Here is a 17,304-nt window from a genome sequence, read left to right as displayed (position 1 = left end):
CAGCTTCCAATGCAACAGACGCGGCAATCAAGCCAAATCGCGATCTTCAAACAACAACATCGCCACCATCCAAATGGCAATGACAAACACCACAAGATAGTTGAAAGCGGCCGCCAAGTAGATCAGAGGGATCGCATTTCCTGCGTCCACCGCCGCCTGAACGTTGAATGAGTTCAGATTGGGGACCACCACCGCTATCAATTTACCAACAAATCCGACCAATTCCGTGTTCTCTCTCGCCGACGCAACCAACGGACTGAGCAGGTTGCCGACCACGTAGATCGCAAAACACGTGATGAAGTTTGCCAGCAGCGGCAAACGGGTTGCCAATGCGACCGCGATTCCACCAATCGCCATTGTTTCCATGAAATACAGGCCCAAGATCGGCAATGTCGTGATGATCTCTTCATGGCCGACTTGCCACGGAGGCTGCTGTTGACTGGTTTCTCGAGCGTCATAAATCGGCTTGTAAGACATCACCACCAACAAGACCGCTGCCAGAATCACGAACAGCACCAACACGGCCAACATGATTCCGGTGTACTTGCCCAAGATGAACGAACGTCGACTCACCGGTTTGCTGAGCACGGTCAATGCGGTTCGGCCGTCAATTTCGTCGCTGACAGATGTTCCGGCACTCCACACGGCGAGCAACATGCCCAACACCATGATCATGGTCACACCGCTGTCTTTGAGCAGTCGAATGTCATCGCCCAGCGTGTTGAATGGGAAGATCCCAAACAGCAACACCGCGAAGATCCCGATCGCCAACAGCAACAGGTACAACGGCTGAGCCATCTCGTTCTTGGCGGTCGACAGAGCCAACGCCCAAACCCGAGGAGCCGCTTGCCGCAGCGCCATGAATCCGGTCAGCGTCAAAAAGAATGCAATCGCAGAAAACACGATCGACGACGCTTGCGGAATCTGCGGCAAGTTCTTGAACGTGAAGACCACACGAGCCGGGTCGATTTCTTGGTTGTAGATGTGCAGCTTGGACGGGTCACCCGGAATCGGTGGCTGCTCACGGTCTTCGTATTTGTAGGTCACCGCTTCGGTGCTGCCCGGGTTCAACTCGATGGGAGCACGGCTGAAGGCTTCGGCTTTGTCGGAATCGGCCAGGAAAACTCGCTTGTCACTTTCGATTCGCAGTTCCGCGACGTTGCGGAAGTTGTAAGTGATCTCCGCTGGCAGGAACTCAGGAATGTCCGGGTCAGACGAAGGAGCGATGGTCGCGACTTCGACCACGGTGCCGTCACCGACCAAGTTCACCGCGGGAACGCTCTCGAGAATCGCCATCGGGTTTTCGACAAACGGCGTCGATCCCAAACCGATCACGGCGAACACACCCAGCGTGCTCAAGATGTACGGGATGACACCTTCGCCCAGAATCGACATCCACTCGGATCGAGTTCGATGCCACATTCCGTAGATCAACCCAAACCCCAGAATCATGCCCAAGGTCACCAGGGGCAGATACAGGAGCTGGCCATTCTCACCGCCTTGGGGCACGTAGAAGTAGCACAACACGGCCGAGAAAATCGCACCGGCGACCAGCGACAGCGTGACGCCACGCTTGGGGTCGTCTGCCAAATTCCCCAACCCCGGCACAAACGACAGGGCACTCAAAACGCCGTGGACCACCGCGGTCACCAACGCCCCGAGCAGCAACCCAATCGACAGAACCCAAAGGGGGGTGACGAACACGGGCAGCCACTTGCCGACCTGGGCAACTGGAAACAAACCCGATTCAACGCCAGCAAAATCGGAGAACAGTGAAATAGCGGACCCAGCAATCATGCTTGGCGACTCGTGTCGAGAAAAGGACGGAAAGAACCTTCGGTCAGGCTGCTACGCGAGACCAACCCGTTTGGTTTGCAGCCAGAACACGGATTCGGCGGATTTGTTTGCCTGTGCGATCGCCAGGATCTCACCGGCCGACGAAACGAGCCTCAGGAGCCAGTCACGGACTTCGCACCGGGGGTTTTCTTGACCCCAACACGAAAACCGCCGGTCGCCTTCAAATGCTGACGCAACCGCCCTCGGCATGCCGCCGCGAACTGGGCCACGGTTTCAATGCGATAATCCGGGTAGCTCCATCGGTGATGAACCCAACGGCCACCAACATAGTTCAAGGTGACCTCGGCAAAGATCCCGTCTCGCAGATAAATCCGGTGATCGCGATCCTTGATCGTCGCCAACACTAACTTGGCCTGGCTGACGTACCCGGGATCCAAATTCAACGGCCGAGGCTCGGGATGCCGGCCCAGCGAAGCGTATTCGGCTTCCCAATCGTTGGTGACGTTTTTCCAGTCCGCCAACCCAGCCGGATCGGCGAATTCGGCGATTCCAATCAATTCCTTGGTCAAACCATCGCCCATTTCAGGCTTGTAAAACCCTCCTGCTTCGAACGAACTGGGCGTGCCTTGCTCACCGAGTTCACCCCAGCGTTCGGCCAACCGCTGCTTCGCCCACTGGCGAGCCTCCTCGTGTCGCGAAATCACGGCGCAAAAACGGACCACAGGCTCGATCAATCGAATTTCGCTCATCCCGTTTTCAACATCCTTCCTAGCACGATTTTTCCTTTTCGCTTCACCAACCGCCCGCAACGGACCCTCTGATAATCCCGGGCGGGCCATCCCAAATCTTGGGCAGGGCAGGGCGGCGGTGTCAATCGACGGAGCTCGAGACTCAAACACGGACTACCGAAACCCGAGGTGAATGATATCCTGATCCGCGAAACGAGCGTGATTTGCTTGAGTAGCGAAACTCGTCAAGAGTTTCGACTTCCTTGACGAAGTCCCGAAAGTCTCGACGACTTCCGCTACGGTGCCCCAACCCTCAATCACTGACAACGAGTCACCATGCATCCTTGGATCGCGGATCGAACGGCCTCCTTTGATAGCAGCGGAATTCGAAAAGTTTTCGATCTGGCTGCGAAACTGAAAGACCCGATCAACTTGTCGATCGGGCAACCGGACTTTGACGTCCCCGAAGAAATCCAAGACGCCACCATCGACGCGATTCGCTCGGGCAAAAACGCCTACTCGCCAACCCAGGGCATCGCTCCGCTGCGAGAAAGGCTGCTGGCAGAGGTCAACGCCAAGTACCCCGGTCAAAACCGAGACGTGTTCATCAGCAGCGGGACATCGGGCGGCTTGGTGCTGTCAATGCTGTCGATGATCAATCCCGGCGACGAGGTCATCTTCCTGGACCCGTACTTCGTGATGTACCCGGCCCTCGTCAGTCTGTGCGGCGGAATCCCTGTCACGATCGACTCCTACCCCGATTTCCGCTTGGATCCAGCCAAGATCGAAGCGGCGATCACCCCCCAAACCAAGATGATCCTGGTCAACAGCCCGGCCAACCCGACCGGGGTGACCGCTTCGGAGCAAGACCTGCGGGACGTCGGCGAATTGGCGGCCAAGCACAACATCGCATTGCTTTCCGACGAGATTTACAGCCGATTCTTCTACGACGGCGATTTTGCATCGCCCGCGGCGACCAACCCCGAGACGATCGTGATTGACGGTTTCAGCAAATCGCATGCGATGACAGGCTGGCGAGTGGGTTACGTCCACGGGCCGCCTGAAATCATCGCGACGATGCTCAAGATCCAACAGTATTCGTTTGTCTGCTCGCCGCAGCCCGCCCAGTGGGGAGCCCTGCGAGCGATGGAAGTCTCGCTGGACGGCCATATCGATGACTACCGCCGAAAACGCGATTTCATGGTCGAACAATTGTCCCCGCACTTTGAATTGACCAGCCCTGGGGGCGCTTTCTACCTGTTTCCGAAAGCCCCGGGAAACGAGGGCGGGACAGCGTTTGTCGAACGCGCCATCGCCGATGGCTTGCTGATCATTCCTGGCAAGATTTTCAGCCAACACGATTCCCACTTCCGAATCAGCTTCGCGGCCAGCGATGACACGCTGCGTCGAGGTGCCGAAAAGCTGATCAAGCTGGCTGGCGACAATCGCTGAACGATTTGTTAGCCTGCTGCGTCTTTGCCGCTGAAATCCCCTTCCTAGTCCCCCACGATCGAGTTTTTGCATGTCCGCCGATCCGACTCAAAATCATCGCCTGGCGACCCGAGCTCTTCACGCCGGACAAGTCGCTGACCCCACGACCAAAAGCCGCGCGGTGCCGATCTACGCCACCACCAGCTACCAATTCGACAGCACGGATCACGCAGCCGCCCTGTTTGGCTTGGCGGAATTTGGCAACATCTACAGTCGCTTGATGAACCCCACGGTCGATGTGCTGGAAAAACGCATCGCAGCGATGGACGGCGGTGCCACGGGACTGTGCTTCGCATCGGGACAAGCCGCGATCACCGCGGCGGTTCTGGCGATCGCTCACAGCGGCCAAAACATCATCAGCAGCACGTCGCTGTATGGCGGCACCTGGACGCTGTTCACGCAAACGCTGAAGAACCTCGGCATCGAAGTTCGCTTCTTCGATCCCGATCACCCCGAAAAGATCCACGAACTGGTCGATGAGAACACGCGACTGGTTTACATGGAGAGCATCGGCAACCCCAGAAACGATGTGCCCGATTTCAAAGCCATCGCGGACGCCGCCCACTCGGCACCTCACGGCGCAATCCCTCTGCTGTGTGACAACACCGTGATGACGCCCTACTTGCTGCGTCCGATCGAGCACGGCATCGACATCGTGATCTACAGCACAACCAAGTTCCTGGGTGGCCACGGCACGCACATCGGTGGCTGCATCGTCGACAGCGGCAACTTCAAATGGGCCGACCAACCCGAAAAGTGGCCTGAGTTCTGTGCCCCCAGCCCTTCCTACCACGGTGCGGTTTTCGAAGAACACCTGCGTGGCATGGGCAACATCGCCTACAACGTCCACATCCGCACGCACTGGTTGCGTGACACGGGGGCAGCGATGAGCCCCTTCGCTGCGTTCCTGTTCTTGCAAGGCATCGAAACCCTTCACCTTCGCATGCCGCGTCACTGCGAAAACGCGATGAAAGTGGCTGAGTTCCTGGAAGCTCACGACGCCGTGGAATGGGTCAACTACCCCGGCCTGAAATCGCACACGCATCATGCGATGGCAGAGAAATACCTTCCCAACGGCAAAGGTGCCATCCTCGGGTTTGGTATCAAAGGCGGCATGGAAGCGGGCAAGAAGTTCATCAACGCTTGCCAACTTTGCTCGCATCTGGCCAACATCGGCGATGCAAAAACGCTGGTCATTCACCCCGCCAGCACCACGCACCAGCAACTCACCGAAGACGAGCAACGACGCGCCGGTGTCAGCCCCGAGTACGTCCGGGTTTCGGTGGGCATCGAAGACATCGACGATATCCTCGATGACCTCAAACAGGCTCTGGCCGTTGCGACCGCGTAACCGCAGAAGCATTCGAAACGTTGCCTCCGAAACATTCCATCTCCCGCGAAAAAGCTTCCGGGAGATCGTTTCGGAAAGCACGAATCGAGAGCCAAACTTCCATGGGTGAGCTTTCCAACGAGGACCTGTCGAGCACCGACGATGTGCGGACCGACGCTCCTTTGACGCATGCCAAGTACGTGACGTTTGATCAACCGCTGACACTCGAACGCGGCGGCGAACTTCCCGAGGTTCGATGCTGCTTTGAGACCTGGGGCAGGCTGAACGCCGAAGCATCCAATGCGATTCTGGTCTGCCATGCCGTCTCAGGTGACTCCCATGCGGCACGTCACAATCAAGACGACGAACCGGGTTGGTGGGATGGCTTGATCGGCCCCGGTTTGCCCCTGGACACCGATCGATTCTTCGTCGTCTGCCCGAACGTCTTGGGAGGCTGTCGCGGCAGCACCGGCCCCGGCGACGCGGACCCCACCTCGCCTGATGGCAAACCCTACGGAGCCAACTTCCCCCGGATCACCATCGGCGACATCGTCGAAGTTCAAAAGCGATTGGCGGACCACCTGGGAATCCAACAATGGCGGGCCGTGGTTGGCGGTTCCCTGGGCGGTCATCAAGTCTTGCAATGGATCAATCGCTACCCCGACGCGGCGAAAACCTGCATCGCCATCGCGACCTCCCCACGACTGAACAGCCAAGCACTCGGGTTTGATGTCATCGCTCGCAACGCGATCCAAACCGACCCACACTACGCCGACGGCCAGTACTACAATCAAGCCCAACGCCCCGACACAGGACTCGCGATCGCGAGAATGCTCGGTCATATCACGTACCTGTCGGTCGAAGCGATGGAGGCCAAGTTCGATCCCGACCGTCATGACCCACGGCAGATTGCCTCGCAATTTGAACAACGTTTCAGCATTGGCTCTTACTTGGCCCATCAAGGCCAGAAGTTCACAACACGCTTCGATGCCAACAGCTACGTGACACTGTCGATGGCGATGGACCTATTCGACCTTGGCGGCACGCGATTGAAGCTCATGGAAACGTTTGACGAAGCATCCTGTGATTTCTTGCTCATCAGTTTCAGCAGCGATTGGTTGTTCCCACCCGCTCAATCCCGCGAGGTCGTCAACGCGCTGACGGCACTCGACAAACGTGTCACCTACGCCGAGATCACCACCAACGCGGGGCACGATGCCTTCCTGATCGCAAAAGACATCGCGACCTACGGACCGCTGGTTCGCGAACGATTGCGAGACCCGGAAACACGTCCCGAGGTCCCCTCGGAGACCAGGCTGAGCGTGGACGAAGAATCCATCTTGGAAATCATCCCCACGGGAGCCAGCGTGCTGGACCTCGGCTGTGGCAACGGCCAATTGCTCGCCGCGATTCGCGACCGGCACGTTGAACCGGGACAGCGACTGATGGGCGTCGAGGTGGCTCAAGAGAACCTGTTGTCGACCGCGATGCGAGGCATCGATGTGATCGACTACGACCTGAACAACGGACTGCCCGCCTTCATCGACAACCAGTTCGATTACGTGGTGCTCAACGCGACACTGCAAGCGGTCGAGAACGTTGTCGAATTGCTGGACGAGATGCTACGAGTCGGCCGACACGCGATCATCAGCTTCCCCAACTTTGCCTATCGCCAACTCAGAGATCACTACGTGACACATGGGCGATCGCCCAAAGCCCCGGGCGAGTTTGATTTCGATTGGCACAACACGCCCAACCGACGCTTCCCCACGATCGCCGACGTTCGTGACCTGCTGGGCCAACTGAACGTCGTGATCGATCAGGAAGTCTTCTGGGACGTTGACCAGGGTCAACGCATTGAACCCGACAACGATCCCAATCTGAATGCCGACACCGCGGTGATCGCTTTTCACCGCGAGAGCCAACCGACCTGAGCGACCAACGTCGCTCAAAGTCTCAAACGACCAACAAGAAGTCTCGCACAGCCAGAACTCAGAATTCTGCGTCGATGATTTCTTTCGCGGCGCGAGTGCCCAAGGCTCCCCAGACGCCGAACGGTGATGGCGAACCAGGGGTCAAGAATCCGCCACCGTGTCGCACTTGAGCGCTGTTGCTGTTGCCGGCTTCGATCGAGTCCGTGATGAACTTGACCGCACCGTCGCACATCAGGACATGCACGCCACCTTGGTGACGACTGCTGGGCGTGACGTCGCCTTCCCGTTCCTGGTTGCCTTGGAAACACAACTCATCGTTAGGAGCCAGGACAGTGACGAAGCCCGTGTACAACGGGCGAGCGAGTGCCCATTTAAAACCGCGACGCTGCTCTGAATCTCCGGTGAATGGTGTGGAACCATCGTTCCGCCAGAACTGAGGGCGGTCCACATCGATGTACTGCCGACACGACAACGCGTTGTTTTCACGCCAAACCTCAACAGGGCTGTCCACTGCGTGAGAGCGAGTGTCGTAGTCACCCAAGTCGGTGATGATTTCGCCCATTGCAATGGTGTTGGACAGACCATCCAAGATCCCGCGGAACTTGGTTTGCGTCCGGGGAATGAAAGCCCCGCGACAGGCCGTTTGTTGATAGATCCGCAAACCGCGACTGTTACCCAAGTCGGTGGTGTCACCAACGTCGCACAACGTTCCCGAGTCACCGAGGCACACGGCATAGTTCGTACGACCGTGAGCGGGCAAGCCAACGCCGGGATCACTGGGGCAACGAAAGGTAGGAATGTTGGTCAGCCACGGATCATAAGGAACAGCAGCGTGGGCAGCCAATTGACGATTGGGCCAAGGCCCCATCGCCTGGAAACCGGAAGCCGTTGGGTTGCTGATCACTTCCCACAATCCTTGCTGCTCGACGAACGGCAACATGCCTACCAAAACAGACAAATCCGATCGGTTTCCGCCGGGCGGGTTGATCCCGTTGTCCGTTGGATAATCGGTGTAGGTCCCTGAACCGTGCTTCGGCATCGCGTTGTAAGCCGAGTGATAGTTGTGAATTGCCAAACCAAGTTGCTTGAAGTTGTTGCTGCAACTCATTCGGCGAGCGGCTTCACGAGCAGCCTGGACGGCCGGTAAAAGCAAACCGACCAAAACGCCAATGATGGCGATCACCACCAGCAACTCCACCAACGTGAAGCCCTGATGCTTTCTGGAAGCATTCATAGAAAATTCCTTCTTCGAAAAAAGAGCGATCAAAAAGTGCATGAGAGGCGGTCTCGCCAGCGAGAACGCACCACCCGGATGTCAAATCAAAGCATCAGGGCTTGGATGGATCCGATGCAGGAACTTCGTCCTTCGGCTCCTTCAGCTCGGGGTTGTCATTCAAGAACTGAGTCAACTCGTCGGTCGACGTCGCTGCTGGTTTCGATTCGGTGCAACCACTGATTGCAGCCACGCACACCAACGCAGCCAAACCGAGCATTTTAAAGTGACAAAACTTCATAGAAATGACTCCATAGAATTAAGATCGATCGTGACATTAGCAGATCGGGAAACTTCTTTTTTCATTTGGCCACGTGACCACCCGGCAGATTGAAACCGCGTGATTGGGACAAAGAGCGAAATGCGGGTAACGCGCAGGAATCATGCTCAACGCACGCGTTAAGTCAATCGCTTTTCACATTAGCATGCAAATATGACACATTCCCCGGCCTATTTCACCACCCAAACCTATAGATTTTTCGGGAAGATTGCCCTCGCTTGCGGGGCCGCAGCGGACGAGAGCCGCGCGATCGCCAGTGGAACTTACGTGCCGAAAACACGCTCGATCCCCCGCGCGGCCCCCGCAAGGGACAACAAGACACCGCAATCGACCTCTATAGACAGACCACTCGCCTTAGAGTTGGTGCACTGGTTTGCGGCGAACGGAACACAATCCTGATCAGCTCTGCTTTTGATCAGCGATCAGGATGACTCGGTCGCCCATTTTGACTGGCACCCCTGTGACGGTGACTTTTTCTCCTTCGCTCGGTTTCTTTGCCTCCGAGGCGAGTCCCATGTCGACGGTCATCATTTTGTCGTTCTTGGTTTTCAACTTGACGACCAAATGCTCTTGCCCGCGAACCGTGGCCGTCTTGGTTGACTGAACCTCACCCGTGTAGCGACTGCCGGATCGTTCCACCTTGTACATTCCGTGTTTCGGCAGATCGACAGCGGTCGCCACCAGCACCTCCTTCTCGCCTCGTTTCACCATCGGTCCGTAGAAAGTGGCTTGGTCATCCTTGAAGAGCTGGACTCCTGTTGCATGTCCGCCGAGATCGATCCAGACATCTTTTCCGTCTTGTGAATTGACCTGCATCATCATCGAGTACTCGTTGCCTCGCTGGACGGTCTTGATATCGCGAACCGTGCCCATCACTTCATGACGCTTGCCACTCAAACCTTCTTTCACGGATTGAGCGATCGCGGATGGAGGCACCGCGTTTTTGGACGTGTTGCCTAGCTCCGAGTAGTCATAGCTGTCGTACGTGCCATCGCCATCTTCGTCGACGTAAGAGACGTAGGCATCGTTCAGGTAGTCTCCGTCACGATCGATGTACCGAGTGGATCGCTCGTAGGTTCCGTCTTTATCCCGATCCTCGTACGACACATGACTTTCGTTGTAGTCCTCGCCATAAAACGTGTCAGCAGGAATGATCAATTGGTCATTGTCTGAGTCGCTGCTTGTGCGAGCTTCTTCGTAGGAAAAGACCTCATCGTCCCAGCGTCCGATAGCCTCGTCCGTCGGGTTGTAGTCGTTTCCGTCAAACCATTCCGAGATGTCGTACCAGGCATCGTCTTCGACTTTGCTGCCTCGGTCCTCCGGATCAAAGTCTCCCGTTTGCCCCATCGCGACTGGCGTGCAGGCGAGCGGGAAAGAAACGGCAGCGGTCGCGACCAAAGAACGAAGCAGGGGTTGTTGGCGATGGAGGAATTTCATGGGGGAACCTTTTGTTGGTGATGTTGAGTGTCCGCGTTTGCCGTGGACATAGAAAAGCACCACTCAAGGGAGGCAAACGGCGCGCCAGCCCACCCGCTTAAGGCTGCACGGCAGACCTCAGGCGATTGCACCACTCAATTTGGCACCACTGCGGTCGCCCAGCGATCATTTCGCTTCGTCGCCGAAATCCAATTCGCACCCGAAAATGCTTGCATCCATGCGGTACCCTGCATCAAATCGCGAAACCAGACGGTTTGCCGTGCGATGAACCGACCGGTAGACTCCGGCGATTACGCCTTTTTGCCGCTAACAAGAGATTGCGAGCATGAGCTTTGGAGCCGGTGCCGACACGCAATTCGAAACCATGCACGGTCGCGAATTCCCCGCGATCCGTCAGTTCACCATTTTTCTCGAGAACCGAGTCGGGCAATTGCTCGAAGTCGTGCGTCGATTCGAGGGGACTGGGATTCGAATTGTGGCCCTGTCAATCAATGATGCCGCAGAATGTGCGTTCGTTCGTTTCCTGATCAGCGATGCGGACCGCGGTCGCGAGATTCTGGAACGCGCTGGACTGGCCATCATCGAATCCGACTTGGTCGGCGTCGAACTTCCTGAAGGCCCCCAACCGTTGCTCCGAGTTTGCACGGCGCTGCTGCAAGCCGAATTGAATATCATTCAGGCTTACCCATTGTTCGTGCGTCCACACGGCAAACCCGCGGTCGCGATCATGGTGGAAAACATCGACTTGGCGATGAAAACGCTCAGCGAAAAAGGCTTTCGGATCATCACCGAAGACGACCTCGATGCGGACAACCTCCCGCCTCAAGACATCTACTGAGTCGGTTTGTCTTGGCGTCAACAACCAGCCGCCGCCGTTGGGCCACGGTGGAGTTGACACTTCGTCTTAATGGTCTGCCGCCCGACAGTTGGTTGATCACTCCGTACGATGGCCTTCCAAGGCCATCAGAATCAGGGTCGACGGCCTTGGAAGGCCATCGCACATCTCGTCCAACCGCCGCCTTCGTGACTTCCCAACATGAGTGAACTGCCTCCCTACGATTCGTTTTTACTGGTGTCCTTTGGCGGCCCCGAAGGCCAGGACGACGTGATTCCGTTCTTGGAAAACGTTTTGCGAGGCAAGAATGTGCCGCGTGAACGCATGCTGGAAGTGGTGGAGCACTACCGACACTTCGGCGGCGTCAGCCCGATCAACGAGCAAAACCGTCAGCTCATCGCGGCCCTGCAAGAACGCTTTGACGCCAACGGAATTGGCTTGCCGATTTACTGGGGCAACCGCAACTGGGACCCGACCTTTGCGGACACTCTTCGCCAGATGAAGGCAGACGGCAAGCAAAGATCGTTGGCGTTCTTCACCAGCATGTTCAGCAGCTACAGCGGATGTCGCCAGTACCGCGAAAACATCATCCAGGCTCGTGAAGAGGTCGGCGAGGGCGCCCCGTTGGTCGAAAAGGTTCGGATGGGATTCAACCATCCAGGATTCATCGCGGCGGTGTCGGACAACCTTTCCAAAGCGGCCCAGACAATCGGTGTTTCACCGGCGGAGACCAAGGTGCTGTTCACCGCGCACAGCATCCCGATGGGAATGGCAGACAACTGCGATTACGAAAAACAGCTGCGTGAATCATGTCGTCTGGTTGCCAATGCCTGCGGTGCGACGGACTGGGACCTGGTCTACCAAAGCCGCAGTGGCCCGCCCTCGCAACCGTGGTTGGAACCAGACGTCTTGGACGCAATCGTCGAGATGGACGAAGCACAGAAACTGAACACGCTGGTGATTTTGCCGATTGGTTTCGTCAGCGACCACATGGAAGTGCTGTTCGATTTGGACGAAGAAGCCGCTCAGCTCTGCCAGCAGCGTGGGATCAAAATGGCGCGAGCCTCGTCGGTGGGGACGCACCCTGACTTTGTCGAAATGATCTGCGGCTTGGTCCAAGAACGCCTGGGCGTTTCGAACGAAAAACCCGCTCTGGGTGACCTGGGGGCTTGGCATGATGTGTGCCCGCAGGATTGCTGCCAGTACACCCCACGGCGACCTCCTGTTGGCGGCGGGCGACCGGTTCAAGCCAATTGATGCGGCGGCTAGAATCACCGACGAGCCATCTTGATTTCGGCCACGCCGGCTTCGTCGTCCTGTCCACGAAGCAGCGTTTCTGACCTTTTTCCGATCCTTCGTGAGCACCATGTCTCGACTCGCCCATCAAGTCTTCTTCACGACCAAAGACCGCAGCGACGAAACCATCAACGCGCTGCTGGACGATTGTCAAACCTACCTGAACGACCACCCCGGGTTGGTGGACTTTGCCGTGGGTCGCTGCGAGCCTGACTACGACCGCCCGGTCAACATGGACTACGACGTGGCCCTGCACACCGTTTTCGAAAACCGTGCCGCCCACGATGCTTACCAAACCGCCCCCCGGCACTTGGAATTCATCGAGCGTCAAAAACCCAACTGGGCCGAAGTTCGCGTCTTCGATTCGAACCTTCGCGACTGATCCCGATCTCCATTCACCAACACGTTTCACTCTTTTTTAGAAAGCAAGCTTCACCATGAGTGTTTTGGTCACCCAAAAAGCCCCTGACTTCACCGCCACCGCCGTCATGCCCGATGGCACGTTCAAAGACGACTTCAAGTTGTCGGACTACGAGGGCAAGTACGTCCTGCTGTTCTTCTGGCCACTCGACTTCACCTTCGTTTGCCCAACCGAAATCATCGCGTTCAGCGACCGAGCCAAAGAGTTCGAAGCCCTCGGCGTGAACATCATCGGTGTCTCGATTGACAGCCACTTCACGCACTTGGCATGGACCAACACGCCTCGCAATGAAGGCGGCATCGGCAAGACGGATTACCCCTTGGTCGCCGATTTGAACAAACAAATCTCGCGTGACTACGACGTGCTGCTCGACGGCGGTGTCGCTCTGCGTGGACTGTTCTTGATCGACCAAAAGGGCTTCGTGCGTCACCAAGTCGTCAACGACCTGCCACTCGGCCGCAGCGTCGACGAAGCCATGCGAATGGTCAAAGCCCTTCAGTACTTTGAAACCAACGGCGAAGTCTGCCCTGCCAACTGGCAAGAAGGCTCGCGTACAATCAAAGCTGACGTGGAAGGCAGCAAAGAGTTCTTCGACGCCGAATACAAGAGCTAAGCAAACAAACGAGCTGATCCCCATGTGGCAATTTCAAGATTTCGCGGCCCCAACACCTGGTGCCGCCCGCGACCAAAGCGCCGGCCAGTGCTACACAGCGCACTGGAATGCGGATGGTCACGATTGGGTTTGCCACACCGCGGGAGGTTCCAATGGAATCAGCTTCGGTGACCCCGACGGGTCGTTGCATGTCAGCCTGTTGCCGGTGGGAGACGACACGCTTCCCGTCGCCACGGAACAATCGATCCGCGGTGATGTTTGGAATGTGACTCTCCCACAGGGCGACAGCCAGTATTCGTTGCGACTGGCTTTGCGCGTGATCGAAGCCACCGAAACCCGCTTGGTGATCGAGCCCACGCTGTCGATTCAAACCCTGCTGCTCGATACCCATCCAACCTTGGATCTCACGGCCCTGGGTGATTGTGGAGCAATCTTTGATGAAGGCGACACGCTGGGCGACGGCAGCCCGCCGATCTCGACCGTGAAGTTGCATGGCGAAACGGGCTCGATTGCGGTGCTTCTGGCCCCCACCGATGCCCCCTTCACGACCGATCTTCGTCGCGAAGGGCACCTGCAACTGCGACTGTTTGGCGAATTCCTTGAAAAAGGTGTGATCCGCAAGGCTCGCCCCTGGATTGTGCTGGATCGTTCCAAACAGGGGATTTCCGAGTCCGAACTGCAGGCTTATCTGAAACGATTGGGCGAAACGCCGCTGCCTTTGACGGCATGAGGCCGCGTTTTTGAGCCTCTCGGCTGCTCCACGCAAGGAGTTTGGCTTTTCAAGAACGCATCGGGCGGCAAGAATAGCGGGCTTCCTCACCCGCCTCCCTTCTGATTGGCCGACATTTCTGTGGAACGCCGACTCTTTTCGTTCATCCTCTCGTCGATGGCGTTTTTCCTGATCTACATGTCCCTCCGGACCATGTTCGCGCCACCACTGCCCCCCGAGGAAGACGTGGTCGCCGAAATCGATGGCGAAACCGTCGAGTCAGCGGAGGACTTGGTGGCTGACACGGACCCGGATGCGCCCGGCGACAGTGAACAGGCCCCGGAGGATGCCGACGCGATCACTCGCCCCGAATCGCCGACCTGGTCAACGCTCGGTTCGATGGACGCGGCCAGTGGCTATGTGATGCTGGTCACCCTGAACAGTCGCGGCGGTGGCATTGAACGGATCGAACTGACCGAACGAAAAGAAAACGGTCGCCTGAAGTATCGACGCGTCGACGTCCGCTCCGGTTACCTCGGTTATTTGGCCGCGGACCCCGCCGCCACCGACCTTGGCATCCGAGTCAACGTGGTCGGCCCCGGCACGCCAGCTGATCTGGCAACCGCCTCGAGCGTGCCAGGCGGACTGAAGCCGGGCGATATCATCACCGGTTTCAACGACACCAACGTCAACAACCTGTCGATGCTTCGGGAAGCGATGCTGGAAACCAAACCGGGCGAAGACGCCACGGTCACGGTTCTGCGAAACGAAAAACCGATTGAATTCAAAACCACCTTGTCCGAGCATCCCTTGGACCTGGTCCGCTTGGCCGAGCACGGCGGCGATGACGAGGTCGAAGGCAACCTCTCTCGACTGTCGTGCTTGCTGACCGTGGGCCGCGTGGGACGACGCGAAATTCAATCGGGCGAGAAAACCATCGAGGGAATGGTCGACACGGGCGATCTGATCTGGGACGCCTCTCAGAACGGCGACCAAGTTTCCTACCAACTGCAACTGTCCGATTCCGAGATGAAGCCGGCCTCAGGCAAATCGGTGGGGCTGCAACGAACTTACTCGCTGAAGCCAGACAGCTACTCATTGGACATGGATGTTCAAATCGACAACCGTGCCGAGGAAGCTCAAGAACTGGCTTACCGAATCGAAGGTGCCAACGGCATCACGCTGGAAGGTTGGTGGTACAGCAACAAGATCAGTCCCAACTGGGGCGGTTCCGCCGCTCGCGATGTCGTCTACAAGACCACCGCAGAAGGCCACGAACTGGTCTCGGGATACGCGTTGCTGAAACGAGCCAAGAATGAATCCGAAGCAAACGACCAAACGTTGTTTGCCCCCGACTCCGCTCCACCAGCTCGCGACCTGAGCTACATCGGCGTCGACGCACAGTACTTCACTGTCGCGATGTTGCCCCCGGAAGGCCAAGCCTCACTGCAAACCTTCCGTCGCGCTGCCGCGAATATCATCGCCGACCCCAATGCCGTCCCAGACAACAAAGAACGCGCGGTCAACGCCAGCTTCTACCTCGACAGCGCCATCGCCGATGTGCCCCCGGGATCCTCCCTGAAACAATCGCTGCGATTGTTCGCGGGCCCGAAACAACCCGACGTGATGGAAGCCTACGGCTTGGGTGATTGCATCTATTACGGTTGGTTCTCGTTTGTCGCCAAACCTCTTGGCGGCCTGCTGCACCTGTTCTCCAACGTCGGCAACTACGCGTTGGCAATCGTGCTGCTGACGTTGTGCGTACGAGGCCTGATGTTCCCGCTTTCGCGAAAAGCGGCGATCAATGCGCAACGCATGCAAGAGCTGGCCCCTGAACTGAAGAAGATCGCCGAGAAGCACAAAGACGACATGGAGGCTCGCGTCCGAGCCCAACGGGAACTGCAGCAACGCGTCGGCTTCAATCCGATGGCAGGCTGTGCCCCGATGTTCCTGCAGTTGCCAATCTTCATCGGCCTGTACCGAACCCTGTCGGTGGACATCGAACTGCGACAAGCCGCGTTTGCTTCCTGGACAACCTGGGCGTCGAACCTGGCCGCTCCCGACATGATGTACTACTGGGGCGACTGGATGTGGGACTACTTAGCCGGCCGCGGCACCGGTTGGTTGGGACCGTACTTCAACATCCTGCCGATGATCGTGGTCTCGCTGTTCCTGGCCCAGCAAAAAATGTTCATGCCACCGGCAACGGATGAACAAACCGCGATGACGCAAAAGATGATGAACTACATGACCTTGGTCATGGGCCTGTTCTTCTTCCGCGTGCCAGCTGGACTGTGCATCTACTTCATCACCAGCAGTCTGTGGGGCATCGGCGAACGAGTCTTGGTCAAAAAGACACTTCCGTCCAAGCCACACTTTGACCCGGCGACACTGCAAGGTGGCGGTACAGTCGATGGCAAAGTCAACGATTCCGCGGGCGCCAATGGAAAGAAAAATTCCGACAGCAAACCGAAAACGATGGCCGATCGACTCCGCGAGCGATTGGGAACGCCGGAAGTAGAAGCTGCCCCGTTGCCCAAGGACCGCAAACGACCACCCTCCGGGAAGTCCGGCAAACCCGGCAACAAAAAACGCCGCTAGCGGGCTGTTGACTGAGTCGACTTCCAATTGTTTGGGCGTTTGCCTGGGCCGCTAAATGCTTGCTATTGGCGTCCTGATAGCGAAGAGGAGAGAACGAGGCCAGAGTAGAACAGTTGTCTCAACTGTTCCGTCGAGCAGCCCTCAACGGCCAGCCCTCATCGCCACCCAGCCCACTGCCAACCGTTCGCGTCACGCGGCTCGGCGACAGCAACGACGGCCCCATCCGGGGCGACCTTTTGTACTTGCGTCCAATGTCTCGGGGCTTCCGCCCCGAGCTAACCAAGTCGGCCCCGTCCGGGGCGAGGAGAACGAAGCCAGAGTAGAACAGTTGTCTCAACTGTTCCGTCGGGCAGCCCTCAACGGCCGGGCCTCATCGCCACCCAACCCACTGCCAACCGTCCGCGTCATGCGACGCGACGACAGCAACGACGGCCCCATCCGGGGCGACCTTTTGTATTTGCGTCCAATGTCTCGGGGCTTCCGCCGAATGGCACTTACTTTAGATTGAGTCTTCAGCTGCGATAATCTTGGCACAGTTTTTGCGCATTCAGGCTTCCTT

The 17,304-nt window shown here is 57.5% G+C and carries 14 protein-coding genes; 9 read left to right on the top strand and 5 right to left on the bottom strand.

Features of this window, described 5'->3' with window-relative positions:
- Nucleotides 1–27 precede the first annotated feature (27 nt).
- Together RISK_RS18220 and RISK_RS18215 are read right to left on the bottom strand one after the other, a co-directional pair.
- Nucleotides 28–1,797 carry an ABC transporter permease gene (locus RISK_RS18220; protein WP_047815764.1) on the bottom strand — a complete coding sequence of 590 codons (1,770 nt, stop codon included), beginning with the start codon at nucleotides 1,795–1,797 and terminating at the stop codon, nucleotides 28–30.
- 152 nt (nucleotides 1,798–1,949) lie between these two features.
- A complete protein-coding gene (locus tag RISK_RS18215) occupies nucleotides 1,950–2,546 on the bottom strand; it encodes a DUF4416 family protein (protein ID WP_047815928.1) in 597 nt (198 codons plus the stop codon).
- Nucleotides 2,547–2,861: 315 nt separating this feature from the next.
- Here RISK_RS18215 and RISK_RS18210 point away from each other — a divergent pair, with 315 nt between their 5' ends.
- The 3 genes from RISK_RS18210 (at nucleotide 2,862) to metX (ending at nucleotide 7,280) form a co-directional block, all read left to right on the top strand.
- Nucleotides 2,862–3,977, top strand: a complete 1,116-nt coding sequence (locus RISK_RS18210) for a pyridoxal phosphate-dependent aminotransferase (RefSeq protein ID WP_047815763.1) — start codon at nucleotides 2,862–2,864, stop codon at nucleotides 3,975–3,977.
- 70 nt (nucleotides 3,978–4,047) lie between these two features.
- Entirely contained in the window at nucleotides 4,048–5,367 is a 1,320-nt protein-coding gene (locus RISK_RS18205; RefSeq protein ID WP_047815762.1) for an O-acetylhomoserine aminocarboxypropyltransferase/cysteine synthase family protein, read from the top strand.
- A gap of 101 nt (nucleotides 5,368–5,468) precedes the next feature.
- Nucleotides 5,469–7,280 (top strand): homoserine O-acetyltransferase MetX, encoded by a 1,812-nt coding sequence (metX, locus tag RISK_RS18200; protein ID WP_047815761.1) that lies wholly within the window; start codon nucleotides 5,469–5,471, stop codon nucleotides 7,278–7,280.
- Between the two features lie 58 nt (nucleotides 7,281–7,338).
- Here the strand turns inward: metX and RISK_RS18195 are convergent, their stop codons facing one another.
- The 3 genes from RISK_RS18195 to RISK_RS18180 form a co-directional block, all read right to left on the bottom strand.
- Nucleotides 7,339–8,514 carry a DUF1559 domain-containing protein gene (locus RISK_RS18195; protein WP_047815927.1) on the bottom strand — a complete coding sequence of 392 codons (1,176 nt, stop codon included), beginning with the start codon at nucleotides 8,512–8,514 and terminating at the stop codon, nucleotides 7,339–7,341.
- Nucleotides 8,515–8,608: 94 nt separating this feature from the next.
- Nucleotides 8,609–8,794, bottom strand: coding sequence for a hypothetical protein (locus tag RISK_RS18190; protein ID WP_236696423.1), 186 nt, complete (start codon nucleotides 8,792–8,794; stop codon nucleotides 8,609–8,611).
- Nucleotides 8,795–9,232: 438 nt separating this feature from the next.
- Nucleotides 9,233–10,270 carry a hypothetical protein gene (locus RISK_RS18180; protein ID WP_047815759.1) on the bottom strand — a complete coding sequence of 346 codons (1,038 nt, stop codon included), beginning with the start codon at nucleotides 10,268–10,270 and terminating at the stop codon, nucleotides 9,233–9,235.
- 325 nt (nucleotides 10,271–10,595) lie between these two features.
- Between RISK_RS18180 and RISK_RS18175 the strand changes: the two genes are divergently transcribed.
- From RISK_RS18175 to RISK_RS18150, 6 genes are all read left to right on the top strand, one after another.
- Nucleotides 10,596–11,108 carry an acetolactate synthase gene (locus RISK_RS18175; protein WP_047815758.1) on the top strand — a complete coding sequence of 171 codons (513 nt, stop codon included), beginning with the start codon at nucleotides 10,596–10,598 and terminating at the stop codon, nucleotides 11,106–11,108.
- 198 nt (nucleotides 11,109–11,306) lie between these two features.
- Nucleotides 11,307–12,362: a ferrochelatase gene (locus RISK_RS18170; RefSeq protein ID WP_047815757.1), complete on the top strand. Its 1,056-nt coding sequence runs from the start codon at nucleotides 11,307–11,309 to the stop codon at nucleotides 12,360–12,362.
- A gap of 109 nt (nucleotides 12,363–12,471) precedes the next feature.
- Nucleotides 12,472–12,783 (top strand): Dabb family protein, encoded by a 312-nt coding sequence (locus RISK_RS18165; protein ID WP_047815756.1) that lies wholly within the window; start codon nucleotides 12,472–12,474, stop codon nucleotides 12,781–12,783.
- A gap of 55 nt (nucleotides 12,784–12,838) precedes the next feature.
- A complete protein-coding gene (locus tag RISK_RS18160) occupies nucleotides 12,839–13,435 on the top strand; it encodes a peroxiredoxin (RefSeq protein ID WP_047815755.1) in 597 nt (198 codons plus the stop codon).
- 22 nt (nucleotides 13,436–13,457) lie between these two features.
- Nucleotides 13,458–14,165: a hypothetical protein gene (locus RISK_RS18155; protein ID WP_047815754.1), complete on the top strand. Its 708-nt coding sequence runs from the start codon at nucleotides 13,458–13,460 to the stop codon at nucleotides 14,163–14,165.
- A gap of 120 nt (nucleotides 14,166–14,285) precedes the next feature.
- A complete protein-coding gene (locus RISK_RS18150; protein ID WP_047815753.1) occupies nucleotides 14,286–16,745 on the top strand; it encodes a YidC/Oxa1 family insertase periplasmic-domain containing protein in 2,460 nt (819 codons plus the stop codon).
- Nucleotides 16,746–17,304 lie beyond the last annotated feature (559 nt).

The sequence above is a fragment of the Rhodopirellula islandica genome, from assembly GCF_001027925.1.
GTDB lineage: Bacteria > Planctomycetota > Planctomycetia > Pirellulales > Pirellulaceae > Rhodopirellula > Rhodopirellula islandica.
The sequence above is the reverse complement of the archived record's forward strand: the minus strand, read 5'-3'. Positions and strand labels throughout refer to the sequence as shown.